The 26,684-nt window shown below is 62.8% G+C and carries 26 protein-coding genes; 13 read left to right on the top strand and 13 right to left on the bottom strand.

Features of this window, described 5'->3' with window-relative positions; all coding sequences use genetic code 11:
• Positions 1–124 precede the first annotated feature (124 nt).
• The 3 genes from AC066S_RS27655 to AC066S_RS27645 all read left to right on the top strand — a co-directional run bounded on the left by AC066S_RS27655 (position 125) and on the right by AC066S_RS27645 (position 2,740).
• Positions 125–514 carry a YunG family protein gene (locus AC066S_RS27655; RefSeq protein ID WP_478271095.1) on the top strand — a complete coding sequence of 130 codons (390 nt, stop codon included), beginning with the start codon at positions 125–127 and terminating at the stop codon, positions 512–514.
• 134 nt (positions 515–648) lie between these two features.
• Positions 649–1,323, top strand: a complete 675-nt coding sequence (locus AC066S_RS27650) for a response regulator (RefSeq protein ID WP_126261539.1) — start codon at positions 649–651, stop codon at positions 1,321–1,323.
• Between the two features lies 1 nt (position 1,324).
• On the top strand, positions 1,325–2,740 hold the full coding sequence (locus AC066S_RS27645; RefSeq protein ID WP_478271094.1) for a sensor histidine kinase: 1,416 nt from the start codon (positions 1,325–1,327) through the stop codon (positions 2,738–2,740).
• 105 nt (positions 2,741–2,845) lie between these two features.
• Here AC066S_RS27645 and AC066S_RS27640 read toward each other — a convergent pair whose 3' ends face one another.
• From AC066S_RS27640 to AC066S_RS27615, 6 genes are all read right to left on the bottom strand, one after another.
• The gene (locus AC066S_RS27640) at positions 2,846–4,135 is read right to left on the bottom strand and encodes a M20/M25/M40 family metallo-hydrolase (RefSeq protein ID WP_478271093.1); all 1,290 of its coding nucleotides are present in this window, start codon (positions 4,133–4,135) and stop codon (positions 2,846–2,848) included.
• Positions 4,136–4,253: 118 nt separating this feature from the next.
• Positions 4,254–5,909, bottom strand: a complete 1,656-nt coding sequence (locus tag AC066S_RS27635; protein ID WP_135168324.1) for a TRAP transporter large permease — start codon at positions 5,907–5,909, stop codon at positions 4,254–4,256.
• Between the two features lie 27 nt (positions 5,910–5,936).
• Entirely contained in the window at positions 5,937–6,518 is a 582-nt protein-coding gene (locus tag AC066S_RS27630) for a TRAP transporter small permease subunit (protein ID WP_126261543.1), read from the bottom strand.
• Positions 6,519–6,687: 169 nt separating this feature from the next.
• Positions 6,688–7,707 carry a GTP 3',8-cyclase MoaA gene (gene moaA, locus AC066S_RS27625; RefSeq protein WP_478271092.1) on the bottom strand — a complete coding sequence of 340 codons (1,020 nt, stop codon included), beginning with the start codon at positions 7,705–7,707 and terminating at the stop codon, positions 6,688–6,690.
• A 109-nt stretch (positions 7,708–7,816) separates the two neighbouring features.
• Positions 7,817–8,311: a hypothetical protein gene (locus AC066S_RS27620; protein WP_478271091.1), complete on the bottom strand. Its 495-nt coding sequence runs from the start codon at positions 8,309–8,311 to the stop codon at positions 7,817–7,819.
• Between the two features lie 138 nt (positions 8,312–8,449).
• Positions 8,450–9,142: an HAD family hydrolase gene (locus AC066S_RS27615; protein WP_126261546.1), complete on the bottom strand. Its 693-nt coding sequence runs from the start codon at positions 9,140–9,142 to the stop codon at positions 8,450–8,452.
• Between the two features lie 155 nt (positions 9,143–9,297).
• Between AC066S_RS27615 and rpiA the strand changes: the two genes are divergently transcribed.
• The 3 genes from rpiA to gor all read left to right on the top strand — a co-directional run bounded on the left by rpiA (position 9,298) and on the right by gor (position 12,088).
• Positions 9,298–10,011, top strand: a complete 714-nt coding sequence (rpiA, locus tag AC066S_RS27610) for a ribose-5-phosphate isomerase RpiA (RefSeq protein ID WP_135168487.1) — start codon at positions 9,298–9,300, stop codon at positions 10,009–10,011.
• A 2-nt stretch (positions 10,012–10,013) separates the two neighbouring features.
• On the top strand, positions 10,014–10,553 hold the full coding sequence (locus AC066S_RS27605; RefSeq protein WP_478271090.1) for a DUF2059 domain-containing protein: 540 nt from the start codon (positions 10,014–10,016) through the stop codon (positions 10,551–10,553).
• A gap of 146 nt (positions 10,554–10,699) precedes the next feature.
• Positions 10,700–12,088: a glutathione-disulfide reductase gene (gor, locus tag AC066S_RS27600; protein WP_478271089.1), complete on the top strand. Its 1,389-nt coding sequence runs from the start codon at positions 10,700–10,702 to the stop codon at positions 12,086–12,088.
• Positions 12,089–12,379: 291 nt separating this feature from the next.
• On the opposite strand, the gene AC066S_RS27595 is transcribed toward gor, so the two are convergent.
• Together AC066S_RS27595 and AC066S_RS27590 are read right to left on the bottom strand one after the other, a co-directional pair.
• Positions 12,380–12,685: a hypothetical protein gene (locus AC066S_RS27595; RefSeq protein ID WP_478271088.1), complete on the bottom strand. Its 306-nt coding sequence runs from the start codon at positions 12,683–12,685 to the stop codon at positions 12,380–12,382.
• A gap of 529 nt (positions 12,686–13,214) precedes the next feature.
• Entirely contained in the window at positions 13,215–13,649 is a 435-nt protein-coding gene (locus tag AC066S_RS27590) for a hypothetical protein (RefSeq protein ID WP_126261551.1), read from the bottom strand.
• A 160-nt stretch (positions 13,650–13,809) separates the two neighbouring features.
• On the opposite strand from AC066S_RS27590, the gene AC066S_RS27585 reads away from it, so the two are divergent.
• Entirely contained in the window at positions 13,810–14,061 is a 252-nt protein-coding gene (locus AC066S_RS27585) for a hypothetical protein (protein WP_245481522.1), read from the top strand.
• A 1,141-nt stretch (positions 14,062–15,202) separates the two neighbouring features.
• On the opposite strand, the gene AC066S_RS27580 is transcribed toward AC066S_RS27585, so the two are convergent.
• Positions 15,203–16,342 (bottom strand): hypothetical protein, encoded by a 1,140-nt coding sequence (locus AC066S_RS27580; RefSeq protein WP_478271087.1) that lies wholly within the window; start codon positions 16,340–16,342, stop codon positions 15,203–15,205.
• 376 nt (positions 16,343–16,718) lie between these two features.
• Between AC066S_RS27580 and AC066S_RS27575 the strand changes: the two genes are divergently transcribed.
• Positions 16,719–17,027 carry a hypothetical protein gene (locus AC066S_RS27575; protein ID WP_235885019.1) on the top strand — a complete coding sequence of 103 codons (309 nt, stop codon included), beginning with the start codon at positions 16,719–16,721 and terminating at the stop codon, positions 17,025–17,027.
• A gap of 13 nt (positions 17,028–17,040) precedes the next feature.
• Here AC066S_RS27575 and AC066S_RS27570 read toward each other — a convergent pair whose 3' ends face one another.
• The 4 genes from AC066S_RS27570 to AC066S_RS27555 form a co-directional block, all read right to left on the bottom strand.
• Positions 17,041–17,226 carry a hypothetical protein gene (locus AC066S_RS27570; RefSeq protein ID WP_478271086.1) on the bottom strand — a complete coding sequence of 62 codons (186 nt, stop codon included), beginning with the start codon at positions 17,224–17,226 and terminating at the stop codon, positions 17,041–17,043.
• A gap of 64 nt (positions 17,227–17,290) precedes the next feature.
• Complete coding sequence (locus tag AC066S_RS27565; protein ID WP_135168330.1) at positions 17,291–18,520, bottom strand: carboxylate-amine ligase; 1,230 nt, start codon at positions 18,518–18,520, stop codon at positions 17,291–17,293.
• Between the two features lie 16 nt (positions 18,521–18,536).
• Positions 18,537–19,364 carry a class II glutamine amidotransferase gene (locus AC066S_RS27560; RefSeq protein WP_135168331.1) on the bottom strand — a complete coding sequence of 276 codons (828 nt, stop codon included), beginning with the start codon at positions 19,362–19,364 and terminating at the stop codon, positions 18,537–18,539.
• 249 nt (positions 19,365–19,613) lie between these two features.
• Complete coding sequence (locus AC066S_RS27555) at positions 19,614–19,901, bottom strand: hypothetical protein (RefSeq protein WP_478271085.1); 288 nt, start codon at positions 19,899–19,901, stop codon at positions 19,614–19,616.
• A gap of 569 nt (positions 19,902–20,470) precedes the next feature.
• On the opposite strand from AC066S_RS27555, the gene AC066S_RS27550 reads away from it, so the two are divergent.
• The 5 genes from AC066S_RS27550 (at position 20,471) to AC066S_RS27530 (ending at position 26,682) form a co-directional block, all read left to right on the top strand.
• Positions 20,471–23,332, top strand: a complete 2,862-nt coding sequence (locus tag AC066S_RS27550; protein ID WP_478271099.1) for an ATP-binding protein — start codon at positions 20,471–20,473, stop codon at positions 23,330–23,332.
• 224 nt (positions 23,333–23,556) lie between these two features.
• Entirely contained in the window at positions 23,557–24,276 is a 720-nt protein-coding gene (locus AC066S_RS27545; protein ID WP_478271084.1) for an SDR family NAD(P)-dependent oxidoreductase, read from the top strand.
• Positions 24,277–24,375: 99 nt separating this feature from the next.
• Positions 24,376–25,227 (top strand): VOC family protein, encoded by an 852-nt coding sequence (locus AC066S_RS27540; protein ID WP_135168335.1) that lies wholly within the window; start codon positions 24,376–24,378, stop codon positions 25,225–25,227.
• 62 nt (positions 25,228–25,289) lie between these two features.
• On the top strand, positions 25,290–25,709 hold the full coding sequence (locus AC066S_RS27535; RefSeq protein ID WP_135168336.1) for a putative quinol monooxygenase: 420 nt from the start codon (positions 25,290–25,292) through the stop codon (positions 25,707–25,709).
• Between the two features lie 490 nt (positions 25,710–26,199).
• Positions 26,200–26,682 (top strand): tellurite resistance TerB family protein, encoded by a 483-nt coding sequence (locus AC066S_RS27530; RefSeq protein WP_478271083.1) that lies wholly within the window; start codon positions 26,200–26,202, stop codon positions 26,680–26,682.
• The last annotated feature ends 2 nt before the right edge of the window (positions 26,683–26,684 follow it).

The following is a 26,684-nucleotide window of genomic DNA, read 5'->3' as shown; positions in this document are numbered from 1 at the left end:
AAGTTCTTGCCAATGTCGATCCCAAACACCGTTGCCGGCCTGGGCTTGTTCCGTGTCCTCATTGCTTCCTCCTTTCAAAAGCCAACTCAGTCTGACTGAGAGGACGGGGCGGGTCATCCCATTAATGGCGATGCAAGCGGTCTTCGCGGAGGCGGGAACGGTGCTGAGCTTCGATCCAGATAATGTTCAGAGGGCGCTGCGCAGGGCATGGTCGCTGGCGACGGCGAGCCAATGGACCGCGAGCAACCCCGCGGCGGGACAGTGCAACGTCACCTCGCTGCTCATTCACGAACTGTTCGGCGGCGACCTCCTGAAGACGCCGCTGCCGGCCGGCGAGCATTTCTGCAACCGAATCGACGGCAAGAGGTACGACTTCATGGGGAGCCAGTTCGATCAGCCGATCGCGTATTTGGACTTGCCTGCAAGCCGCGCCAACGGAGAGCGAGGGGCGACGGCGCACGAACTGGCTGAGCTCAGAACCGCTTTCCGGCGGCACGGCACGAAGTCAGGCTAACGCGATAGCCGACGAGGCGAACGGAAGAGCGACCAGGGCCGCGCTTTTTCGCTGGCCGAGGCGGCCGGAATGGGGGAAGAGAGCGAAGCTGCCGCGCGAGCCGTGCGGTGACTTGAGTATTCGGCGGATATGCGATGCGCCTTCTGATCGTCGAGGACAATGCCGAGCTGTCGCGGCTCGTCGCGGGCGGGCTGGCGGCGGCCGGCTACCAGAGCGACATCGTGGGCAGCGCGGCCGAGGCGCGCGAGGCGGTGAGCAGCGTCAGCTATGCCGCGATGATCCTCGACCTCGGGCTGCCCGACGGCGACGGTCTGTCGGTATTGCGCGAGCTGCGGGTCAAGATGGAGCCGCTCCCCGTGCTGGTGCTGACCGCACGCGGCGGCCTGCAGGACCGCGTCAGCGGCCTGCGCAGCGGCGCCGATGACTATCTCGCAAAACCCTTCGCGATGGAGGAACTGGTGGCGCGGCTGGAGGCGATCCTGCGCCGGCCCGGCCAGCTGCTCGGCCGCTCGCTCAGTCTCGCCAACCTGGTCTACGACACCGAGAGCCGCCAGATCTTCGTGGACGACCAGCCGCGGATCATCTCCGCGCGCGAGGCCTCGGTGCTCGAGATCCTGCTGCGCCGGCAGGGGCGGGTGGTGCCGAAGAAGAACGTCGAGGACCATATCTTCGGGCTGGACGGCGAGGTCGCCTCCAATGCGGTCGAGGTTTACGTCTCGCGGCTGCGCAAGCAGCTCGCCGAACACGGCGCCAAGGTCGCGATCCACACCATCCGCGGCGTCGGCTATCTCATGGACGTGGAGAAATAGCGTGGCCCAGACCGGGTCAGAGGCCGGGTCCTATGGCAGGTCGCCGACGTTCAAATCGCTGATCTGGCGCATCGTGTTCCTGCACATCCTGGCGGTCGCGGTGGTCGCGATCTTCCTGCCGCTGGTGCTGTTCTGGCTGCTCAATTCCGAGATCGACCAGCTGCATCGCGATGCCATGCGCGCCCAGGCCGAAGTGCTGGCGGAGCGGATCGTGGCGCAGCCGGGCGGCCAGTTGACGTTCAATCTGCCCGACAGTCTCAAGGGCCTCTATTCGGACGCGTATGGCCGTTATCAATACGACATTCGCGACGCCGACGGCCGCTTGCTGTTCTCTTCGCACCGGCGCTCTGCCGCCGCTGCGCGCCCGCCCGAGAGCATTTCCGGCGCTACGGTCGTCCGGGACATCGACGGCAAGACGGTGCGTATCCAGGTCGCCGAGGACCTCGCGCACCGCGACGTCATCATCGACGACATCGTCTCGAACTTCTTCCGGCGCGTCGGATGGATCACGATCCCGATCCTCCTGATCCTGCTCGCCACCGACATCATCATCTTTCGCCGGGCGATCGCGCCGCTGTGGAAGGCCTCCGAGAAGGCCAGCAATATCGGCCCGGCGCGCACCGACATCCGCCTGCCGACGGAGCAGATCCCGCGCGAGATCCTGCCGCTCGTCACCGCCGTCAACCAGGCGCTCGACCGGCTCGAAGGCGGCTTTCGGGTGCAGCGGCAGTTCACGGCGGACGCAGCGCATCAATTGCGCACGCCGCTCGCGATCCTGCGCACCCGGATCGAGACGCTTGACGACCGCGCGGCGCGGCAGGCGCTGCATGCCGACATCGAAACCATGAGCCGCCTCGTCGCCCAGCTGCTGGAGATCGCCGAGCTCGACACCCTGGTGCTCGATCCCGGCGAGACCGCGGATTTGCGCGCGGTCAGCGCCGAGGTGGTCGCCGCGATCGCCCCGTTCGCGATCGCCCAGCACAAGGACATCGCGCTGAAGGGCACCGATGCGCCGGTGCTGATCCACGGCAATGCGGAGATGCTGCAGCGGGCGATCTTCAACCTCGCCGAAAACGCCATCAAGTTCACGGCAAAGGACAGCACCGTCGACGTCGAGGTGAGCAAGGACGGTTCGGTGCGCGTGCGCGATTCCGGTCCGGGGATCGCGGAGACCGAGCGCGAGCTGATCTTCCAGCGCTTCTGGCGCGCCGACCGCCGCCGCAGCGACGGTGCGGGCCTCGGACTCTCGATCGTGCGCGCCGTGGCGGACGATCACGCGGCGACGGTTGCGGTGGAGAATCTTCCCGGCGGCGGAGCCGAGTTCACGCTGCGGTTTCGGTTGGTCGACGGGGCTGCTTCTTTCCCCTCTCCCCTTGTGGGAGAGGGTGGCTCGCCGCGACAGCGGCGAGACGGGTGAGGGGTCTCTCAGTGAGGCCCACTCTCAATTGAGCGCGTGGAGAGAATCCCTCATCCGGCGCTTCGCGCCACCTTCTCCCACAAGGGGAGAAGGGAGAAAGAGCCGCTATTTCAGCTTGCCGGTGGAGAGGTCCATGATCATGCGTGTCGCCAGATACAGCCGCGGCACGATGGTGCCCAGCTGCACATATTCGGCATCGTTGGAATGTGCACCGAAGCCTGACAGACCCATGCCTTCGACCACGGCACCGCTGGTCTTGAGCGCGGCAAACGCGGCGTCGGTGCCGCCGCCGGTCGCCTTCTCGTCGACCTTGAGGGCCATTCCGAGCTCCTGATAGATGGTCTTGCCGTGGGCGGCCACGCGGCGCGAGACCTCGTTGGCTTCCAGCGGCGGGCGGCGCACCTCGAACTTCAGGTTGACCTTGGAATCGGGCAGCAGGCGATTCTTGATCTTGTCCTGCAGCTCCTGCTCCAGGCCGTCGAAATCGGACACCTTGAGCGCACGCGCATCGGCCTGGGCCGTGGCGTTCGCAGGAATCACGTTACGGTTGGTGCCGGATTGCGAGACGGTCCAGTTCAGCTTCAGGCCCCGCTCGGGCTTGGACAGGTCCTTCATCTGCAGCACCTGATGCGAGAGCTCATACAGCGCATTCACGCCGCCCTCGGGCCTTGCGCCGGCATGTGACGACTTGCCCTGCACGGTGAGATAGGCCGAGCCGATGCCGCTGGTGGCGAGGCGCAGCGTGCCGTCGGTCCCGCCGCCTTCGAACGAGAACACCGCGTCCTGATCCGAGGCGAGGCGGGTGATGGTACTGCGCCAGCCGGGCGAGGAAATCTCCTCGTCGCCGTTGGTGAGCACCGTCAGCGTGCGGTAATCCCTGAAGCCCAACTTCTGCAGCAGGGCCACGGTGTGAAGAATGAGTGCAACGCCCTGCTTGTCGTCGGCGATGCCGAGGCCGTAGGCCTTGTCGCCGTCGATGCGGAACGGCTGGTCCTTCAGCATGCCCTTCAGGTACACCGTGTCCATGTGGGCGATCAGCATGATCTTCCTGGTTCCGGTGCCCTTGAACATTGCGTGCACGGCCGGCCCGATCTTCTCGGGGGTGTCGTCGAGGCGATAGATGTCGGTGGGTTGCAGGATCTCCACCGTGCCGCCGAGCTGCTTGAGCTGACCGGCAACGCGCTCGGCGATCTGGTTCAGGCCTTCGATGTCCTTGCTGCCGGATTCGATGTTGACGAGATCGCGCAGCGTGTCGAGCAGCGGCTGCTGCTCCTGTTGCGCCAGCATATGGACATCGGCGATCGGCTCGGCCTGCACCGTCGCTGCGGCACATGTCAGCCAGAGCGAGGCGATCAACCGGCCAACGAGCGATGGAGCAGGGTGCAATCGGAGCATGGGCGGCCATCCCTAGGGTTGAGGATGGCCCGGTATGCCTCCGTTTTCGGTGCTTGTCACGCGCGCCGTCGCGCATCATGCCCCGCTTGCGCGGAGCACGACGGCGCGTGTCGCCCCCCTACTTCGACGGCGGACCGAGATCCAGCGGCGGCAGCTCGATCTGCGGCACCTCGATCTTGATGGTGCTGGGATCGATGGTCGATTGCACGCCCTTGTAGTGCATTACCATCGCGGGGAAGGCGATGACCAAACCGACCATGATCAGCTGGATGACCACGAAAGGCACCGCGCCCCAATAGATCTGGCCCGTGGTGACGGGTTCCATCCGCTTGCCGGTGACGCGATCGGTGTAGCGATCCTTTGGCGCGACCGAGCGGAGATAGAACAGCGCGAAGCCGAACGGCGGATGCATGAACGAGGTCTGCATGTTGACGCCGAGAATGACGCCGAACCAGATCAGGTCGATGCCGAGATGCTCGGCGGCAGGCCCGAGCAGCGGGATCACGATGAAGGCCAGCTCGAAGAAGTCGAGGAAGAAGGCCAGCACGAACACGAGGGCGTTGACGAAGATCAGGAAGCCGACCTGACCGCCGGGCAATGAGGTGAGCAGGTGCTCGACCCAGACGTGCCCGTTGACGCCATAGAAGGTCAGCGAGAAGATGCGGGCGCCGACCAGGATGAACACGACGAAAGCCGACAGCTTGGCCGTCGATTCCGTGGCTTGCCGGATGAGGTCCCAGCTGAGCCGGCGCTTCACAGCGCCCAGGATGAGGGCACCGGCCGCGCCCATCGCGCCGCCTTCGGTCGGGGTTGCGATGCCGATGAAGATGGTGCCCAGCACGAGGAAGATCAGGAACAGCGGCGGCACCATGACGAAGGTGGTCTGCTGCGCCATCTTGGACAGGAAGCGGAAGCCGGTCAGCTTGTCGATCGCCCAGTTCACCACGGCGACGGCGAACGCGAAGACGATGCCGTAGAACATGCTGAGCACGACGTAATCGGCGCCATGCGTGCTCGAATTGCGCATCATGAACCATCCGAACACGCAGCTCGCCAGGAACAGCATGCCGAGCGAGACCAGGCCGCGGTCGCCATTGTCTTCGCGGAAACCGATGGCGTCCTTGGGCAGGCCGGGTGCTGCTGCCGGGAAGATCATGCTGACGAGGAAGGCGTAGAGGGCGTAGAGGCCCGCGAGCACGAGGCCGGGGATGAAGGCACCCTCGTACATGTCGCCGACGGACTTGCCGAGCTGGTCGGCCATCACGATCAGAACGAGCGAGGGCGGGATGATCTGGGCGAGCGTGCCGGAGGCAGCGATGACGCCGGCTGCCACCCGGCGGTCATAGCCGTAGCGCAGCATGATCGGCAGCGAGATCAGACCCATCGAGATCACGGAAGCCGCGACCACGCCCGTGGTCGCGGCGAGCAACGCGCCGACGAAGATCACGGCGTAGGCGAGGCCACCGCGGATGGTGCCGAACAATTGGCCGATGGTGTCGAGCAGGTCCTCGGCCATGCCCGACCGCTCCAGCACCAGTCCCATGAAGGTGAAGAACGGGATGGCGAGCAGCGTGTCGTTGTTCATCACGCCGTAGACGCGCTCGGGAAGGGCCTGGAGGAAGTCGGGGTGGAACTGGCCGAGCTGGACGCCGATCACGGCATAGAACAGGCCGACGGCGCCGAGCGAGAATGCCGCGGGATAGCCGAGCAGCAGCATGACGACCAGCGACACGAACATGATGGGCGCCATATTGGCGATGATGAATGCGGTCATGATTTCCCCCTACACCGTCGCCAACGGCTACTTCTTCTCGATCGCTTCGACGAGATGCTCGACTTCCGCCTCCAGCGCCGACACCTGCGATTCATGGGGATCCGGAATCAATCCGCGCATGACCGCAATCCGCTTGATCAGCTCGGAGATGCCTTGAACGAGCAGGAACGCGAATGCGATCATGATCAGGGCTTTGGCCGGCCATTGCGGCAGTCCGCCGGCGTTGCCGGATTGCTCGTTGATGTGGAAGGAGCGCTGGAAGAACGGCACCCCGGTGATGATCATGACGATGCAAATCGGAAACAGGAAGAATACGTGGCCGACGACATCGATTACGTTGCGCGTCTTCTTCGACAGCGTGTTGTTCACGATGTCGATGCGGATGTGCTCGTTGTCGAGCAGCGTCCAGGGGGCACAGAGCAGGAAGACGATGCTGAACAGCACCCATTGCAGCTCGAGCCATGAATTCGAGGAGGTGTCGAACGTCTTGCGGATGATGGCGTTGACGGCCGAGATGATCACGGCGAGCACGATCAGCCACGCCACGCGCTTGCCTGTCCAGCGCGTGAACGCATCAATCCTACTGCTCAGCTTAAGGAGCGCTTGCAACGATAGGTCCTCCCCCGATTATGCCCTGGCCGTCTTGACTGCGCCGAACGGGCGCGTGGCTTGTCTCGCCGCGCAGGCATGAGGCCGCCGCACCAAACCAGCGGGCGTGCCGCCAGTCAATCGGAAGTTTGTTGATAGTTAAGGGGAAAAAGGCCGTAATCCGCCGGTGTCAGCCGCCGGTGACGCTCATGTGCCTGCTGACGCTGGGGCGGTCGTGGCGGCGGTCGATGATGAAATCGTGGCCCTTGGGCTTCAGGCCGATGGCGCGGTCGATCGCATCCGCAAGCAGCATGTCGTCATCGGATGCACGCAGAGGTTTGCGCAAGTCCGAGGCGTCCTCGTGGCCGAGGCAGGTGTGCAGCGTTCCGGTGCAGGTAATCCGAACCCGGTTGCAGGATTCGCAGAAATTGTGCGTCATCGGCGTGATGAAGCCGAGCTTGCCGCCGGTCTCGGCGACGCTGACATAGCGGGCCGGGCCTCCGGTGCTCTCGGCGAGGTCGGTCAGCGTGAATTGCTGGGCAAGGCGCGCACGCACCAGCGACAGCGGCAGATATTGGTCGATGCGGCCCGAGCCGATCTCGCCCATCGGCATGACCTCGATCAGCGTCAGGCCCATGCCCTTGCCGTGGGCCCAGCGCATCAGCTCGGGAAGCTCGTCCTCGTTGAGATTCTTCAGCGCCACCGCGTTGACCTTGACGGCAAGTCCCGCGGCGCGCGCGGCCTCGATGCCTTCCAGCACCTTGTCGATCTCGCCCCAGCGGGTGATCTCGCGGAACTTGCTGGGATCGAGCGTGTCGAGCGAGACGTTGATGCGGCGGACGCCGCAATCGGCGAGCTCGCTTGCGTGTTTCGCCAGCTGGGTGCCGTTGGTGGTCAGCGTCAGCTCGTTGAGGGCGCCGCTCGACAGATGCCGCGACAGCGAGCGCACCAGCGTCATCACGTTGCGCCGGACCAGCGGCTCGCCTCCGGTGAGGCGCAGCTTCTTGACGCCCTTGGCGATGAAGGCCGAGCAGAGCCGGTCGAGTTCCTCCAGCGTCAACAGGTTCGCCTTGGGCAGGAACGTCATGTCTTCCGACATGCAATAGAAGCAGCGCAGGTCGCAGCGGTCGGTCACGGACACGCGCAAATAGCTGATGGTCCGCCCGAACGGATCGGTCATCGGGTTCGACAGCGCGGCGGATCCGTTCATGCGAGAGGCCTTGTCACTTATGGCGACGGGCGCACCTTGGCTTCAGGCGGTGCTCGGGACGCAATCTAAGCATCGGACGCGGCGAGGACAATCGGGTGGTATACTTAGATCAGCGCCGGCCGGCGTTCGGATCGGGGAACGGCGAGGCCGCGGCCGGAATCGCTTGAACCGGTGCCGCAGCAGGCGCCGCTGCGGCCGGTTTCGGTTTCCTGGGCCGGTGCGGCTTGCGAACCGGTCTGGGCGGGGTCGCGGGCTGCAGTTCCGCAAACACCGGATCCGGGTCCGTGGTCACCGAGGCCGGGGTGGTGAAATCCCCGGGATTCCTGATCAGATTCACCGGGACGCTTGCCGGCTGGTACTTCGGCAGCGCGAAAGCGACCGTGAAGGGGACGTCGGGAGCTGGAACCGAGACGGAGCAGGGGGTCTTGCAGCCCGGGCCGAGCGATGTCGTGGCGTCCGCGCCCGGGGGATTGGATTCGAGCCGGACCTGGACCGTCGGCGGGGTCGATTTGAACACGTCAAAGGACATCGAGGAGCAGCCGCCAAGGCTGGCCGCTCCCAACAGACTCGCTCCCGCTAGCGCAATCGCGATGACACGACGCATGAACCATCCAATTCGACTGCGACGAGCCGCCACATCCCCGGGACGACCTTAGGAGTGTCGTTTGGGGCAGGCAATTGGCGCGCGGTGCATAGATAATTGATGGTTAACGCAGGGCGTCGCGAGAATAACCGAGTTGTATCAGCCGGTTGCGATGGGTGAAGCCGTCATCAGGCTGCTCGCGGCAGCCGGCAGGTCGCGCATGTGATGGATCAGCCGGTCCGGCTTCAACTCGGCGATCGGCACGTCGGTGTAGCCGAAGCTGACCCCGATCACGGGCACCCCGGCCCGCCTGGCCACCCCGACATCGGTTCCGGCATCGCCGACCATGATGCTGGCTTTGACCGCGCCGCCGGCCCGCGCCACCGTTTCCCGGAAGATGGTCGGATCGGGCTTCTGGACGCCAAAAGTGTCGGCGCCGCAGATCGCCGCGAAGCGGCGGCTGAGGTCGAGCTGGTCCAGCAGCCGCTTGGATAGCCATTCCAGCTTGTTGGTGCAGACCGCGAGGCGATGGCCTTGAGCCGAAAACTGGTCGAGCGCGGCCTCGAGCCCCTCGAAGGGGCGGGATTCGACTGCGATATGATCGGCATAATAGGCGATGAAATCGGCGGTCATCCGGTCCATGTCGGCGGGGGTTACGGCGCGGCCCTCCGCTTCCAGTCCCCGCTCGATCAGCTTGCGGGCGCCGGCGCCGATCATGTTGCGGGCCGAGGCCATCGGCACCGGCGGCAGCCCTTCGCGGTCGAGCACGTAGTTCAGCGCGGTGATCAGGTCGGGCGCCGTATCCACAAGCGTGCCGTCGAGATCGAAGACGATAGTGTGAGGGGAGATCATGATCCAAGCGCTACCGGCCCGGTCGCGTCCACGCAAGGGGCGGGCCCATAAGATCACCTTATAGGCCTGTTCCCGCGGGAAAAACGAGGCTACATAGGCCGCCGAAAGCGGCCATGATCGGCGGCACCTTCGAGACTTCAGAGGCAGGCGCAAACGTGAATATGGATCAGTTGAAGCGACAGGCTGCTGCCCGCGCGCTCGAGGAGGTGCGGGACGGCATGCAGCTCGGGCTCGGCACCGGCTCGACCGCCAAGCATTTCGTCGAGCTGCTCGGCGAGCGCGTCGCCGCCGGGCTGAAAGTGATCGGCGTGCCGACCTCCGAGGCGACGCGCCTCGACGCGACGCGTTGCGGCGTGCCGCTGACGACGCTCGATGAGATCGACCATCTCGACATCACGGTCGACGGCGCCGACGAGATCGATCCCGCGCTCAACCTGATCAAGGGCGGCGGCGGGGCGCTGCTGCGCGAGAAGATCGTGGCGGCGGCCTCGGATCGCATGATCGTGATTGCCGACGACAGCAAATGGGTGCCGACGCTCGGCAAGTTTCCGCTGCCGGTCGAGGTCATCCCGTTCGGCCTCGGCGCGACGCGCCGCGCGATCGAGAAGGCATTTGCCGAATGCGGCGTTTCCGGGCAAATGGCGGTCCGCAAGGGCAAGGACGGCCACGTTTTCGTCACCGACGGCGGCCACTGGATCGTCGATGCCCAGCTCGGACGGATCGAGGATCCTGCCAGCCTAGCCAAGGCGTTGAGCGCGATCCCCGGCGTGGTCGAGCATGGATTGTTCATCGGCTTGGCCAGCTCTGCCGTTCTGGCGGGTGGCGAGGGAATCCGCGTGATTGAACGGCGCAAGCCGAAAGGAGACTAGGAATGAAGAGCTTTTTGAAATTCTTGCCAGCCGCGACCCTCGTTGCGGGCTTGGCGCTGGCGGCCGTCCCGGCCGTGGCGCAGCAGGCCCAGAAGGCTCCGGCTGCGCCGGCCCAGCCGAAGGCCTCGCCTGCAGCCGTTGCCGCAGCCAGGGAGATCCTGCAGATCAAGAACGCCAGCGGGATGTATGCGGGCGCCGTGCCCGGCCTCGTCGAGAAGACCAAGAATGCGCTGATCCAGCAGAACCTCAACTACCAGAAGGACCTCAACGAGGTCGCGCCGATCGTGGCCCAGCAGCTCAACGGCCGCCAGAGCGAGATCGGCGAAGGCATGGCGCAGATCTATGCCAGCGAGTTCACCGAGCAGGAGCTGAAGGATCTCGTCACCTTCTACAAGTCGCCGCTGGGCAAGAAGCTGATCGACGCCGAGCCGCGCGCCATCGGACTCAGCATGAACTTCATGAACTCCTGGGCCCAGACCTTCTCCGAGACCGTGATGGGGGCCTTCCGCGCCGAGATGCGCAAGCGTGGCAAGGACATCTGACAGACACTATCTGACAGGGAATTCCTGAAGCGCGTCATCGCGTTTCAGGTTGTTATTTGGGCATGGTCTTCTCGGAAAACCGCTGCACACTTTGCACTGGCGCGGCTCTCCGGGTCCGGACCATGCTTTAGAGGTCGGAGTGGACAATGGCTGAATTCGACGTCGACCTCTTCGTCATCGGTGGCGGTTCGGGCGGCGTGCGGGCCGCCCGCATCGCGGCCGGTCACGGCGCGCGCGTGATGATCGCGGAGGAGTACCGCATGGGCGGGACCTGCGTGATCCGCGGCTGCGTGCCGAAGAAGCTGTTCGTGATCGGCTCGCATGTCCGTCACGAGCTCGAGGACGCCGCCGGTTTCGGCTGGACCGTTCCGCCCGCCAGCTTCGACTGGGCGACGCTGATCGCCAACAAGGACAAGGAGATCGCGCGGCTGGAGGCGGCCTACACGGCCAATGTCGAGAAGTCCGGCGCGCAGATCGTCAAGAGCCGCGCGGTGATCGAGGACAAGCACACCGTCCGTCTGCTCGAGAACGACCGCAAGATTACCGCAAGATACATCCTGATCGCCACCGGCGGCGCGCCCAACCACGGTACCGCGATCCCCGGCATCGAGCACGTGATCTCCTCCAACGAGGCGTTCCATCTCAAGAAGCTGCCGAAGCGGATCGTGATCCAGGGCGGCGGCTATATCGCGCTGGAATTCGCCGGCATCTTCGCCGGCTTCGGCTCCGACGTCACCGTGGTCTATCGCGGCGACAACATCCTTCGCGGTTTCGACGAGGATGTCCGCGCCCATGTCCGAGCCGAGATGGAGAAGCAGGGCATCACCATCCTCACCGGCTGCACGGTGGCGAAGGTCGATCGTCATGGCGAGGAGTTCACCACGCATCTGTCGAACGGATCGAGCCTCGCTTCCGACCAGGTGATGTTCGCGATCGGCCGCCATCCGGCGGTGGCCAATCTCGGGCTGGAGAAGGCCGGCGTCGCCATCAATCCTGCGAATGGCGGCATCGCGGTCGACCATTTCTCGAAGAGCTCGGTCGACAGCATCTATGCGATCGGCGACGTCACCCATCGCTTCAACCTGACGCCGGTCGCGATCCGCGAGGGCCATGCCTTCGCCGATACCGTGTTCGGCAAGCGCGAGGTCAGGGTCGATCACGCCAACATCCCGACCGCCGTGTTCTCGCAGCCGGAGGTCGGCACGGTGGGGCTGACCGAAACCGAAGCGCGCGCGCAATTCAGCCACGTCGACATCTACAAGACGACGTTCCGCCCGATCAAGGCGACGATGTCGGGCCGCGACACCCGCGTGCTGATGAAGCTCGTGGTCGACGGCGCGACCGATCGCGTGCTCGGCTGCCATATCGTCGGCGACGCCGCCGCCGAGATCACGCAAGCCGTCGCGATCGCTGTGAAGATGAAGGCGACCAAGGCCGATTTCGACGCGACGATCGCGCTGCATCCGACCGCGGCCGAGGAGCTCGTCACCATGCGCACCCCGACCGCGCGGCACGTCCGCCAGGCGGCGGAGTAGGGGCGCGAGCGGCTCTTGCTTACTCTCCCTTGCGGGGAGGGTGGTTTTGCGGAACGCGAAGCCGGGTGAGGGGTCTCTATCCTCACAGCCCGCAAGCAAAGGCGACGACTACAAGGAAGCCATCGGCCAAGCAACAGCGTCGCTCCGCGAGGAGGCGGGCAAGCATGCCCATGCTTCGCGATGCTGCGGTTCCGTACCTTCGTCCACTCGTCCTGAGGTCATGCGGAGCGCGGTAGTTCCTGATGGGAACATACACACCGATTGAGTGCGGCCTTGCTCAATTGATTTAAATCAAGCGCGCAAGATGAAGGAAGAGAACTGATTGCCACCGATGCCGCTGGCGAAGCCTTCAATTCTGAAGACAGCAGTCGTCGGCACATTGCTACCCGGGAGGATGCTATGGTTCGATACGGTCTGATCGGTTTTGCGGCCGCGATCCTCGTTGCTGCCAGCCTTGTTCCTGATGATGCATTTGCACGCCGCGGTGGAGGTGGCGGCTTTGGCGGTGGGGCAGGATTTCACGGCGGCGGCATGCGCGCGGGAGGCTTTCATGGCGGCGGGATGAGAGCAGCTCACATTCGGGGCGGCGCCGCTCACGCGGGACGCATTCACGGCGGTCGCGGCTATCGCGTGGCCGGAGGTCCTCGGTCTTCGCATCCAATAGCAGGTCGACCGGGTTATCCAGGTCGTCCAATCGCCGGCCGTCCAGGACGACCGATCGCGGGTTACCCCGGATACGGTGGCGGCTACTATCGACCGGGTTGGGGCTACGGCGCTGCGGCTGCAGGCGCCGCTGCGGCGGCGGGAGCCTACGGATACTACAACAACTACAACAATGGTTGCTACTACAATGCCTACGGCAACTATGTCTGCCCAGGTCAATATCCGTATCAGTATTGAGCCAGGCGAGCGGGGACGGCGGCGTCCCTCGCTCTCTCGGCGACCGGTCCGGATAAGGTGTAAACGTCTTCGGGGCGCCTTCAAGCTGCTCTTGCGATCGAATTTGCAATCTTTCAATCAGCCTTTGGCGCCGCAGTCCGATTTGATCTGTTCTGCCGCCGATCTCGATCGCGATTTACCCGTCAGTCTTGCCCTGGGCCAGACGACTAAGAAGTTTCTCGCTGGCTCAGGCTGGGCACGAGCGATACATGGCCTGTAGCGGGCTTCCACTAAGAAATATCGTTCGCCGCGTTAACCCGCCACTTTGGTCGATCCAGCGACGCACCGGCCCCGGATACATCGAGTAGATCATGCGGGTCGCACCGGGGTTTGCCACGGGCCGCCCACGATGCCCAATGTCCCAAGCGGCGTGAAACGCTAACTCTGCACGTGAAGTGACGCAAATCCTGTTGGAGGGCAAGGTCGCCAAGACAATCGTGCAGGCAGATGCGCAGAAACCGTCGATAATTACGTTCTGGCCTGAGGCGCGCAGTCGCTCATACCTATAGATATATTTCCCGATCCGTCCACCGGGATCGTATGCGATCCGCACGGCCGCCTCGCTTGCGCATGATCCAATTAACATGAGCATTGTGATGAGAAGCCCCATCCAGCGTTTCATACCTATCGCCCCAAAGGTCGACTGTTTCCTGTGATCCATTTTGACAATCGGAACCGCAGGAAATTGATCTACATCAACTAGCAGTAGGACATGAGCGGCTCAGGTCGAGGGGCCAGCTAGCGGTGCTCATCACGTGCGGAGCAAGAGGATGTGGGTCCTGATGTACGTCTTCTCCTACTCAGTCAGCCCGGCCGCCACCAGTGACAAGGCGGAATGGAGGCTCCTCCCAACAGTCGTGTTTCAGGAGTTCACGAGTGAAGAGCGATGCCGGAAGGCCAAGACTACACTTGAAGGCAGCTTGGGTGAGGCAGGAGCCAAGCTTAGAAGCGGTTTGGAAGATTTGAAGAGCCTCGGGAAAGCCGATCCGACGCAGATCATCATTGCATACAACGTCGAATGTCTCCCGAAGTAAACTTCGGCCATGACCGGCCGTCGCAACAGCGAGAGGTGCGAAAGCATTCGGAAAAGCACCGTGTGAGTGTGCCTTGATGCAGCTGAGCGCGGCCACGTGATGGCGTTCGGAAAGAGCCGCCTGGTTAGGAATGGCGGAGGCAACCTTGCGCATGCAGCGCCAGGGCATCAGCAGATGGCATCCGGAACCCGCGCGAATGCGAGCGGATCGATGCTCAGCGAGCGCGAGCCAGCTCTACCTCATGAGGCCGAACGTTCACTTTTGAACTGTTGCCCGCTAAGGTTAGATGTAAGCTTATCGGCGGCCGGGGATGTAATCCGTGCGAGACCGCGTTCACCTAGCGCTCGCCATGTCAGCCGGCATATTCACAATCGCGGCCTTTTCTCTTCTCGCCCTTGGCTTTTGATTTCCAATGGGCGCATCTAAGCCGAACCGGGCCGCCCCTTTTGGACGCGATCATTATGCTTTCGAGAGCGATCGATCTCAGTCCGCCAAAATGGGCTTACATTTGGCCTGGGAGAGTGACCCATGCAGACCGCCGAGGAGTGCCGGAAGCTCGCGAGCGACTATCGAAGAACGGCCGAGGAAAATGGAGTGTCACCAAGAAAGGCGAACCTCCTCAGAAACATCGCGAACAGCCTAAGCGGCCTCGCGAGTCAATTCGAACTTCTGACCGCTGTCGCGGCGGAGGAGTCACGAGACACGACACGAGGCAAATGACCGACATTTTGCTCAGCCCTCACTAGAAGCGCTTTCTCAGGCGCTTGGCCGCCGGGAAAACAGACGCGGAGATCGCTGTACGGCTTGGAGGCAGCCGCAAGCAAATCGCCGAACAGCGAGCGCGATTATTGGCGAAGCTCGGAATCACGGCTCCAGAGGAGATCGCCGGCACAGCGAAGCGACTTGCGAACTGGAGCACCTACAGAGGCGTTACATAACGCGGGGCATAAAGTATTCTTGTCAAACGGACTGCTGTTGGTCTCCAAGTACTTCAGCGCCAAATGTGCGTGATGCTGGGTCTCTTTGTTGGCGGCTCGAGCAATCTCCTCGATGGCCCAGACCAACGACTGAATAGCCGCTCTCAAATGAGAGCTGCCCGATTCTTGCGTCATAAGACCTCGGGCGTCTAGCTGCGAACTGCCTATCCGTACAGATACCCGACCGGCTTGCCTTCGGTGCGCAGCGGACGGACGTCCTTGTGCGTGATGATCTGACCGGCGAGTGCGTCGATCTCGTCGCGTTGCGTCGGCGTCCAGCTGCGCAGCTCGTTCATGCCCTTGAGCAGGCCGAGGCGGAGCACCTGGGTGTTTTCGCCGACGCCAACGAGGCTGATCGAATCCTTGCCCGCCGTCACTACGTCGCCGGCGGCAAGCTCGAAGCTCTCGCCGGCTCTCTTCCTGAACTCGGCCGTGCCGCGAATGACGCGGTAGATCACGACCTCGCCCTTCGCAAGGCAGGTCGCATCGGCGGCGATCGACGTGCTCTTCGGCAGCAGCGACTGGCCGCGCGGATCGGTTGCGATGATGTGGCCGGTGACGAGATGGCCACTCGGGCCCTCGATGCCGATATCGCGCAGAAAAACCGGCATGGCCGATTTGACGGAACCATCTAGGAGCGGCTTGAACAGCGCATCCAGCGCCAGCGGATCCTGCAGCCAGAAGCCGGCACCGGCCGGCCGGTCGTGCAGCTTGTGGCTCCAGGCCACGCGCGGCGTCTCGGCCTCGTCGATCTGGTCCGGACCCACGATGGTCGGATTCGGAAAGGTGGTGGGATCGGTGATGAAGGCTTCGAGGAATTTGCCCGAATAGCCCATCGAGATCGGGTCGGGCACCACTGTCTGCGGCGTCTTCAGGTTCTCTTCGGTCGACAGGCCCGACCAGGTGTAGAACAGCTGGCGATGCACGATCGCGCTTTGCAGCATCACCGCGCCAGGGCCGACATTATAGAAACGCCCGTCATAGTCGAAGGTGAAGGCGCCCGAGGTGACCAGCACGAGCTGAAAGCCGCCGGGCGGAAGATGCAGATGGAAATCGGTGGGACCGGTGTCGGGACGGTAGATCGGCAGATTGGTCGCGACTTCGTGCAGCAGGAAGGTTTCGTTGTTGGCGTGAAAGCCTTCGTTGGCGCGATTGTAGAGCGCTTGCGGACGATACGTCGCCTCGAACTTCGCATTCCGGTCGCGATCGATTGCGACGAAGTCCTGCATGTTGAGGCGAAGCGGCGCGCCATTCGGATGGGTGAGGCCGATCGTCTTGAGACCGCCCGCAGCATGCACGTTCATGACGTTCTCCGCTCTGCGCCGTTGCTTCGCTCGCAACGTCACTGCGAATTTTGGGCCAGTTGGTTGGCGAAGCAGCAAGCGAGCCCGGCGCCGCGATGCGCGCGTGCTCGCGCAGGAGAAAATCCGATGGTTGCACGGGACGTTAGATCGATGGCTTGGTCCGATCGTCAGACGCCGTGCGGGGGGCGCGTGCTTGCGGGGTAGCGACGGGACCTGTCTAATTTGTCGGCAAGCCTCGCCAGTGCGTGCAGCGGCGTCGGGGGAGAAGCGGCGCGAGGCCGGCCTTGGGATGATGAGCGAACGTCGCGACCGGGGAGGCGGCGATTGACAGATTGTTCATGTTTTGTTCTTATGCTGCACCGAGATGGAGGCAGCCATGGACAACCGTATCAGCGAACTTCGCAGAACCATTAGAGCGCTTCGCGTCAGCATGCGCGAAGCCGAGGCGATCATGCACGAGCAGATCAACCGCGCCGAGGATTGCAGCTTCGTGGCGCAGGAGGTGATCAAGATGCGCTCGGTCATGGGCCTGCTCGCAAAGGAGCGGATCGCGCTCGGCGATCACGAGCCGATCCTCGTGAACAATGTCTTCATCCCGCGGCGCCGGCCGGCGCGGAAGCCGGTCGCGGCGCCTTCCCCAGCCGCCGAGTCCGTGTTCCGTCCGCGCCTGGTGGCGCGGGCTTGACGCGGAGTGCGCCTCAATCGAAGGCGCGAGGCGCGGCCCGATCCGGCTTGCCGGCCGGGCTGTCCGCCCACTTTGCCATCTCCATGGTCCGCGCGTCGACGCCCTCGCACCAGAAGCAGCTTGGCCGCGCGCGGCCGTTCTCGGACAGGACCGGAACCAGGCTGTGGCCGCAACCGGCGCACCAGGCGATGTCAGTCATGCATTCCCCCACGGCGTACCAAATTCAGAAATGACGTTTCTCGTCCGCGAAGCTTGTGCGGGCGCTATGACGGCGCTGGAGTCCTGCGCCCGATCGGTGCGCTCGTTCCCGAGATCGTCGATGTAGCGATCCATCGTGACACGGCTGCGATGTCGTCGCCGTTTTCGCGATAGGCGCGAAGCTGGAATTCGGCCGAGCTGCCGCGGTCCACAATGACGCGGCAATGCGCGATCTCGGCGGCGCACCCCAGGAGGTCCGCGTCCTCGGCCGTGGCGTCGATGATTCGGGAGAGCAGCTCCGAGATCGTGACCGGTCCGTCCCGGGAGGCAAAGATGCAATCGGTTCCGTAGCGCTGCGCCCGCCATTTATTCTCCACCGCGATGGCACGCTCGACCGCCGTGACCTCCTTGGACAAATGAGGCCGCAGATAGAGGTGGCGCGTCAGGCAGCGATAGAGCGAGGCGATGGCAACAGCATCGTCGACGAAGGTGCAGGTGTCGGGCGCACGAAGCTCGAGCGTCGGGTGCCGCATCGAAGGACGCATCGCCCACCAGATGTGGCTCTCGTCGGGAATGACGCCGGAGCGCTGCAAGGCGCCGAGATATTCGTCGTAGTCCCGCCGGCTCTCGAACAGTTCGGGCAGGCCGGTGCGCGGCAGCTCGGAATAGGCGGCGAGGCGGTAGCCTTTCAGCCCGGTCTTGTGCGAATCCCAGAACGGAGAGGATGCCGACAACGCGATGAACAGCGGCAGGTGCGGCAGCATCGCCCGCATCACCGCCATGCGCCTCTCGGGATCCGGCAACTGAACATGCACGTGCATGCCGCACATCATGTTGCGATGGCCGATGCTGCGCAGATCCTCGATCATCTCCTCGTAGCGCGGCTTCGGGCTCGGCTGCGACATGCGCCAGACCGCCGTCGGGTGGGTGCCGCAGGCCATGATCACGAAGCCATATTGCGCGGCGACGTTCGCCACTTCGCGCCGCAGGAAGCGCAGCTCTTCGCGGGCGTCGTTGACGTCGACGTGAACGTTGGTGGCGACCTCGAGCTGGGATTGCAGCATCTCCCGCATGGCCTGACCGCCGGTCGACCAGTTTGCCGATTCGAACAGTTCGTTGGGAGTCTGGATCGCGACCTCGAAGCTGCGGCGGTCGGCCAGGAAATACTCCTCCTCGATGCCGAAGGAATATTCCGCCGCCTTGCCGCCGCCGCCAGCGGAACGAATGACGAGGTGCTGCTTGTCGTCGGAGGAATCCAGTCGAAGAAGTTTTACAACGTCTGAAGCAAAGGTCATGTCCCACCCGGCAGTGTCACCTCCGGGAACTAATCCTTCTGGCAGGGGCGGGTTCCGTCTCGGCGCTACTGCAAATTGTCGCGTCGAAGGGAACAATCTTCACGCTTTCCGATGCCCGCGCGATCAGCGCGTGGTTTGGCGGCACTTCGCTCCAGTCCGCTTCCTTGTCGAACGGCTCGGAAACGACGATGACCTGGCCGCCGTCCTCACGGAAATAGAGTGTGTTCGCGGCGTCGTTGACCGCGACGCGGAAGGCGTAGAGATCCTTGCCGTTGGCGATCGCACTGGTGAAGCGCATCCGTTCGCGCAAGTGGCCTTCATTGACGAGGCCGACGAGAGCCTGCAGCACGCGCTGCGTCGCGCGGAGCGGATCGCTGTCGAGGCCGGCGCCCATCATCGCCAGGAACACGGCTTCCGAATCGGTCGTGCCGAGTCGCGAAGGGTAATAGTCGTTGGGAATCAGCGCCTCGACCTTGCGCCGCAGCCGATTCCAGCTTCCGACGAATCCGTTGTGCATGAACATCCAGTGGCCGCAGGCAAAGGGATGGCAATTCTGTCGCGTCACCGCCGTGCCGGTGGCGGCGCGCACATGGGCAAAGAACAAGTGCGAGCGCAGATGCCGGCAGAGGTAGCGCAAATTTTCGTCCGACCACGCCGGGCGCGTCTCGCGATAGAGCCCGGGCTCGGGATGCTCGCCGTACCAGCCGAGACCAAAGCCGTCGCCGTTCGAGCCCGCCGTCGATTGCAGCGAGCGGATGCTCTGCGCGACCAGCGAATGCTCGGGTTCGGTGACATAGGGCTCGAACGACGTCGTCTCGCCCCGGTATGCGATCCAGCGGCACATGGGTGTATCCTGTCGGGAGATGCCATGATGTGCGGTAACTCATTGGCCTGCATGATAGTTCCTGGCTGCAGCTGTTCGTCGTGTTCGGAAAGGACGCGCATTTCGCGTGGCATCCCCTTCATTCACCCTGCGCGGTTGCAACGGGTATCCCAGGACGTGGACTCATAAGCGTCGGCTTGCCAATGCAAAGCGGAAGGCTGCGACTTGAGCGTGATCGGCGGCTTGTGACCTGTTGCTGCCCAACAGCATCTAGCCTGGTGGCGGGTGCAGTTTATGCCATTTTTCGCGAGCGGTTTCCGCTGATCCGCCGCGTCGTATTTCAACTTCTCTAAAATCTTTCCAATACCGGGAAGTGCAATATAGCCCGTAGAGCCAAAGAACGACGAGCACCAGAACAAGCGGACCAATCGAGCTTTTCACGAACTCGGTTGGATCGAGAATCTTCAGCAAGAGAATCAACGCGAGACATAGAGCTCCAGCAACTGCAAAGCCTCGCGCTCGCAACCGCCAAACTCGGACTTCGTCTGAAACAGTCATGCCTCTTCCTTAGGGGTTCGTACGCACTCGCGGCGAACTGGCTCTGCGGCTTTCGTCTTCGATCCGGGGACGACCGAGATGTCTCGTGAGCCGACCTTCAGCACCCCATCCGTGCCGTCTCGCGATCGGGACCCACAGCAGGCAGGCCAAGTTCAACGCGATCAGTAGATAGAGGCCGAAAAACACGTAAATGCAGGACGTGCCCCCAACGGGGCCGACCTGCGCTCTGGGCTTTCGCCCTGTCCGCTTCCGAGAGGTGAGCGGAATCGCATCATGAAGACTGCCGAGGGCGCCCTTTGACCCAAGGCAGACATCTGCATGATGGGCTCTAAAGCTAGTGTTAGTGCGCTTAGGCCACGATTCAAAATGTGGCGGCGCTATTGCGACGCACTTCCGTAGGGGAGTTGCGAGGCCCTCCGGCGCATCGATGGGGCGGTGCCTCGTCGGCGCTCGTCATCCTCAAGCCCGGCCACGCCCAGGATTCGCCACCCGCGCGGTGTATGGACAAGGGCCCTTTGGCGACGATAGAATTTGTCAAGTTAAGTAAGGTAAAATGAGGTAAAGAGGATCTGACCGTCCAGTCGACCGACCTGACCGAACGCGAGTACTCGTTTGGGCCTTTTCGTTTCTTCCCGGCACGGCAGCTCCTGCTCGAGGGCACGACTGCCGTTCGAGTCGGCGGTCGCGCGCTTGCGATTCTGGAGGCGATGGTCGAGCGTCCCGGCGAAGTCGTCAGCAAGGCCGAGTTGATGGCTCGGGTATGGCCCAGCACCGTCGTTGAGGATAGCAATCTTAAGGTCAACATGTCGGCGCTGCGGCGAGCGCTCGGTGAGGGCCAGCCCGGCCGCCGCTATGTGGCGACAGTGATCGGCCACGGTTATCGTTTCGCGGCACCGGTCCAGATTTCAGCGCCACACACCTCATTCCCTCCAGTGTCGGCGGCGCGTCCGCACAATCTGCCCGCCTCTTTGACCAGAACGATCGGTCGCGCCAGCACCATCGATGCTCTGCTGAAACAACTGTCGCGACACCGGTTCATTACGGTCGTTGGAGCCGGAGGCATCGGCAAGACAACGGTCGCTCTTGCTGTCGCTGAAGCGTTGATCGCTTCCTACGAGCACGGTGTTTGGTTTGTCGATCTGGCGCCGTTGCGCGACGCGTCCCTAGTGTCGAGGGCGCTTATTTCCAGCTTGGGCCTCGCGATTTCCTTCCAAGATCCCGTGGCTGCGCTGAAGGACTATCTGCGCGATAGGCGAATGCTGATCGTACTCGACAATTGTGAGCACCTGATCGATGCGGGGGCCACGTTGGCGGAGCAACTGATTAGCGGCGCGTCCGGCATCCACATTCTCGCGACGAGTCGTGAACCGTTGCGGGCCAGAGGCGAACGCGTGCATCGGCTCGCTCCCCTGGGGAGCGCGCCGGCTTCTGTCCGACTGACGGCAGCCGAAGCGCTGGCATTTCCAGCTGTCCAGCTCTTTGTCGAACGTGCAATAGCGAGCGTCGAGGACTATGTGCTGCACGATGCGGATGCTCCCATTGTGGCAGGGATCTGCCGCAAGCTCGACGGCATTGCGCTTGCCATCGAGTTAGCGGCCACCCGCATTGATGCGTTTGGGCCGAGGGAATTGTCGAAGCTTCTTGACGACCGCTTTCGGCTGCTGAGGCAGGACAGGCGTACCGCCCTGCCGCGCCATCGGTCCTTGGCGGCTGCTCTTGATTGGAGCTATGAGCTCCTGTCGATGGGCGAGCGATCGGTTCTGAATCGCCTGTCCGTATTTGCTGGCGCGTTCGGTCTAGAGTGCGCAGCGGCCGTAGCTGCGGACAGCCGCATAACCGGCCGCGATGTCATCAACGGCATAGAGAGCCTGGTCGCCAAGTCGCTCGTCGTGGCCGATGCAAGCGGTGCGATCGTGCGCTATCGGTTACTTGATACCACGAGGTCTTACGCTCTGCAGAAGCTCAACGAGAGTGGGGAGCTCGAGATGCTTGTGCGACGTCACGCGGAGCACCATCGCCAAATCCTTTCACGTGCCGCTGGCGAAGTCGAGGCGCGCCCCGCCGCAGATTGGTTGGCGGACTATGGACACGCGATCGACGATGTTCGGAACGCACTGAGCTGGGCATTTTCCGCCGATGGCGACATGGCAATAGGCGTTGCACTTACCGTCGCTGCCATTCCTTTGTGGATGCATATGTCGTTGATCGACGAATGTCGGGTCGGCATCGACCGCGCCCTCGCCAGCAATGGACTCTTTAGAAACGACCACGACGACATGAAGCTTTATGCCGGGCTGGCGGCCGCGCTGTTGCACGAGAGGGGCCCTTTGCCGGAAGTGGACGCTGTCTGGACGAAGGCGCTTCAGATTGCTGAGCGCCTCGGGGATCGGGAATACCAACTGCGCCCGCTTTGGGGTTTGGCCATCGGTCGCTTCTACGTTGGAGACTATCGGTTGGCCCTTGATCTGCTGAGGCGATTTCGGAGCGTTGCACAAGAGAGAAGCGATGTCGCGGATCTGCTGAGCTGCGATAGGCTGATCGGCAGCACACTGCATTACCTGGGAGACCAGAGAGAGGCACGCCGCCAGTTGGAGCACACGCTCGGCCAGCATCTGTCTCTTCAGCACTCGCACATCGCCCGCTTCCAGTACGACCAGCGTGTGGCAGCAAAGTACAACCTGACGAACATCCTCTGGCTATTGGGATTTCCGGATCAAGCCCTTGGCATGGCTCAAAGCGCCCTCGAGGATGCCGAGGCGACCGACCATGCATTCACCGTGTGCAATGTGCTGATCCACGGTGCGTGCCCTCTCGCGCTGTACGTCGGAGACTTGGCGACCGCGCAGCGCTTGATGGACCGGTTGCAGGACCACCTGGCAGCGCACGCTAGAGTCGTCTCAAGAGCCGAAGGCGATTGCTTGAAGGGCATGCTGCTGGTCGCCAAAGGCGACCGCGGGGGCCTGCCGCTCCTGCGGGACGGCATCGACAGGCTGACGGATGTGAGATACCGCCTGCGATATCCGCTTTATCTGGGCACTCTTGGCATGGGTTTGCACGCCGCCGGGCAGACGGGAGCCGCGCGCACGGCCATCGAGCAAGCGCTCGAGTGGTGCGAGCAAAGTGACGAGCGCTGGTGCATGGCGGAGCTGCTGCGCATCCAGGGCCATTTACTGGAAGCGGATGGAGCGGCGTCGGCGATCAAGGCAGCCGAGATTCGTTATCGGCAAAGCCTTGAATGGGCTCGGCTTCAAGGTGCGTTGTCGTGGGAACTGCGGACGGCCATTTGCTTGGCGCAGCTTTGGCGGCGGCAGGGCATCGCCAAGGAAGCCGAGCAGCTTCTCAGTTCCGTCTACGATCGTTTCACGGAAGGGTTCGAGACGGCAGACCTCAAGAAGGCTCGCTCGATCATCGAAGAACTTCGAAGGGTCTGATCCGACGTTCGAAGGGTCCCGCTCACCGCCCCGACCTGCCCAAACAAGCGATCAGTTCGTCCGCCGGGTCCGAAATATGGGGCTGACAAGTGAGCGTAGAAGCCCAAGGCGGTTCACCGGATTTAACCACGCTTAACTCCCGCCAGCGCCTCGACTGTCGTAAGGTTTGAGCGAGCCCGGATGCACGCCAACGGCGCAGCATACCAGTTGGAAAGGGATGCGAAATGAGACTTCAAGGGAAAGTGGCGTTGGTCACCGGGGCCGCAAGTGGCATTGGCTATGCCGTCTCGGAACTTTTTGCCAAGGAGGGCGCAACTGTTTTCGCTAGCGATATTGCGTCACCCGTGAAACCACATTCCGATGGTATCGAGATCATACCGCTCGACGTCACCAGCGAAGGCGACTGGAAAACAGCGGTGGACATCGTTGTCAAAAAACGCGGTCGGCTCGACGTGCTGATCAACAATGCGGGGATCATTGCGTACGAGCCGCTGCATGAACTCGAGATGAAGGCGTGGATGAAGATGATCGCGGTCGATCAGACCGGCGTCTTTCTCGGCATGCGCGAGGCAATTCGCGTTATGCGGAAGCAGAAGTCGGGTTCGATCGTCAACATCTCGTCGATCTGGGGCAATTCTGCAGTCGCAGGCGCGCATTCCTATCATGCCGTAAAGGGTGCAGTCCGCATCATGTCGAAGAACGCCGCAATGACGTATGTTGCCGACGGAATTCGCGTCAACTCAGTCCATCCAGGTTTCATCCACACGCCGCTGACCGACGCACAAGACGCGGACCTCAACGAGGCCGTCATCGCAACAACGCCGATGAAACGCGGAGGCAAGCCGAGCGAAATTGCATATGGCTGCCTCTTTCTCGCCTCCGATGAAGCCAGTTACGTCACCGGTGCCGAACTGGTGATTGACGGAGGCTACCTGGCCCAATAGCAGCGCCACCATGACGGCAGCCAAGATGGTGTGACAGTGATCGCCCGAGCGCGCGACGCGCCAACGGGGGATTCTGATCGGTGAACAGGAGTGAAGGAAATGTGTGACGACAAGGCGAACAATCCCCATGATCCTGATCGCAGGACCGTCCTTCAGGCTGCCGGAACCGCACTGGTGGTCGGCATGGCGGCGACCAGCGCGGTCCCCGCATCGGCGCAGACTGCTGGCGAAATGTCTGCGGCGTCGCGAAATAGCGCCCCTCTGGGGGCGCGCTTACAAGGCATCCAGCATTTTGGCGTCACCGTACAGAACATGGATCGTGCATTCGAGTTCTATACAGAAGTCCTTGGCGGCAGCGAAGTGATGCGAGATGGCGACTTCCAGGGTGAGGCGATACACAATACTCTACTGACCGATCAGGAGATCGAGGCGCGCAAGCGGCGGGTTAATCCGCGCACGATGGGCGTGCCCGATCTCAAGGGCGGCGGCCAGCGCCTCGACGTGCGATTCATTCAGTTCGATAATGTGGTGATCGAGCTATTGCAGTATCGGGATGCCACTCAGCCGATGGGAAAAGGCGATAGTTTCGCCGAACCACATGATCATATGAGCCCGGCCTATCCGCGATCGATGCACATCTGCTTCTACATGCGCGACGATGTCGACTTCAATCAGTTCGTCCGCGATCTCGAGGCGGAATCGGCGCGCCGCGGGATGACCCAGGTAAGGGCCAACCGCGTGATCACCGTAACCTCGGAACAGGAGCGGTTAGCGGCTCCGATGTCGGCCAATACCAACCGGATCACCGCGGGAAAATCCAACGGCTGGTCACTGATTTACTGCAAGGGGCCGGAAGGCGAACAACTCGAATTCGTGCAAGCGCTGGGGCCCGTGAAGAAGACATTCGAGGAGGCGTTGAGCGCACGCCGGAGTAAATTGGCTGCCAACTGAGCAGGGAGGAATGCGAGCGGCAGCGCATCAATCCAGTTGACCCTACGAAAGGGTTCTCAGCAATGCATTCGACTCATCGACGTCTGTCACTGACGACAGTTGTATTCCTCGCCGTTCTTGCGGCGAAGGTTGCTGCCGTCGCGCAGGAGAAGCCGGGCAGAGACTATTCCCGGATTCCAGAGGGCGCCTATTCGGTGGTTGCGCAGGTCCGGGCCAAATCGGGCAGGGAAGAGGAACTGCGCGCTGCCACGCTGCCCCTTGTCGCTCTCGTGCGCAGTGACCCAAAGAACCTCGTATATTTTCTTCAGGAAGACCGCGCAGCTTCTGGCCAGTTCATCTTCTATGAGGTCTTCGCCAGTAAGGAAGACTTCGAGGCTCATAATGAGATGCCCTACGTAAAGGCGTGGCTCGCCAAGCTGCCTGAACTTGCCGAAGGCGGTGTCACGGTGACGCGAATGAAGGTTTTGAACGCCAACCGCTAGCGTCGATCATGTCCGCTTCTGGGCCCTTAACGGACAGCCGGGACGAACCGGTCATGTCCGGTCTTGAAGGTTCCACGGACCCTACCTCCGCGCCGGCTGATCGGATTTGTGAGTCCGTCGATCGCCAAGTAGTCATTCTTCGAGGCTCGGATTGCGATGCCAATGCATCGCAGACCTGACGCCTCGGCTGACGGGTTTGGAAAAGTGTCGTTCGCCTCGGCCCGTTCCCAAAGAGATGGAACCGATGCGGCGGCTGGTCGCAGTCATCTTGCCTTGATTCCGACAGAGCCACCTATATTTCTGGTACGAACAAGAATCCGGGCCCCTCTGGCGAGGACGCCGACAATGTCGGCAAACCTCGTGATGTCGGATGACCTGTCCCGCGCGAATGCGATGGATTGGCCGATCGTCGGGCCCTTGATGTTCTCTCCGACTCCATCGTCCCCATCGCAGCTCCGTGCGGCCATTTCGCAAGACTAAGGGAGCAACGATGTCTGACGCCAAGCATTCAAATCCCATCGAGATCGAGATCGAGATCGAGATCGCGGAGCCGTCCAGCCTGAACGAGCAGGCCGCGGCCGCGCTGGTGATTGCCGGCGCGCTCGTCGCCGTGGCCGACCGGCGGGTTTCGCCGGTCGAGCGCGACGAGGTGATCCGGTTCATCAGGGATCGCGGCCTGGCGCCGCATCTCGACGACGACAGGCTGTTTGCAATGTTCGACGCACTTGCCGAGCGGCTGGAGGAGCCGGATTTCGCCAATGTCGTGATCGACACGCTGCGGCCGGTCTCGGACATGCCGTTGTCGTCACATTTGATGGAACTGTCGCAGCGGGTTGCGGCCGCCGACCAGGACGTCCATCCCCACGAAGTGCAGGCGATCAAATTGTTGCGCTTGCTGACGCTGGCGCTGCCACGCGCGAAGCCGATCCCGGGTCGGGGGCGCACCGAACCGCAATTGGCCACAGAGGAGTAAGC

The organism is Bradyrhizobium sp. CFUWI, from assembly GCF_056429085.1.
This window is presented reverse-complemented; position numbering and strand designations above follow the sequence as displayed.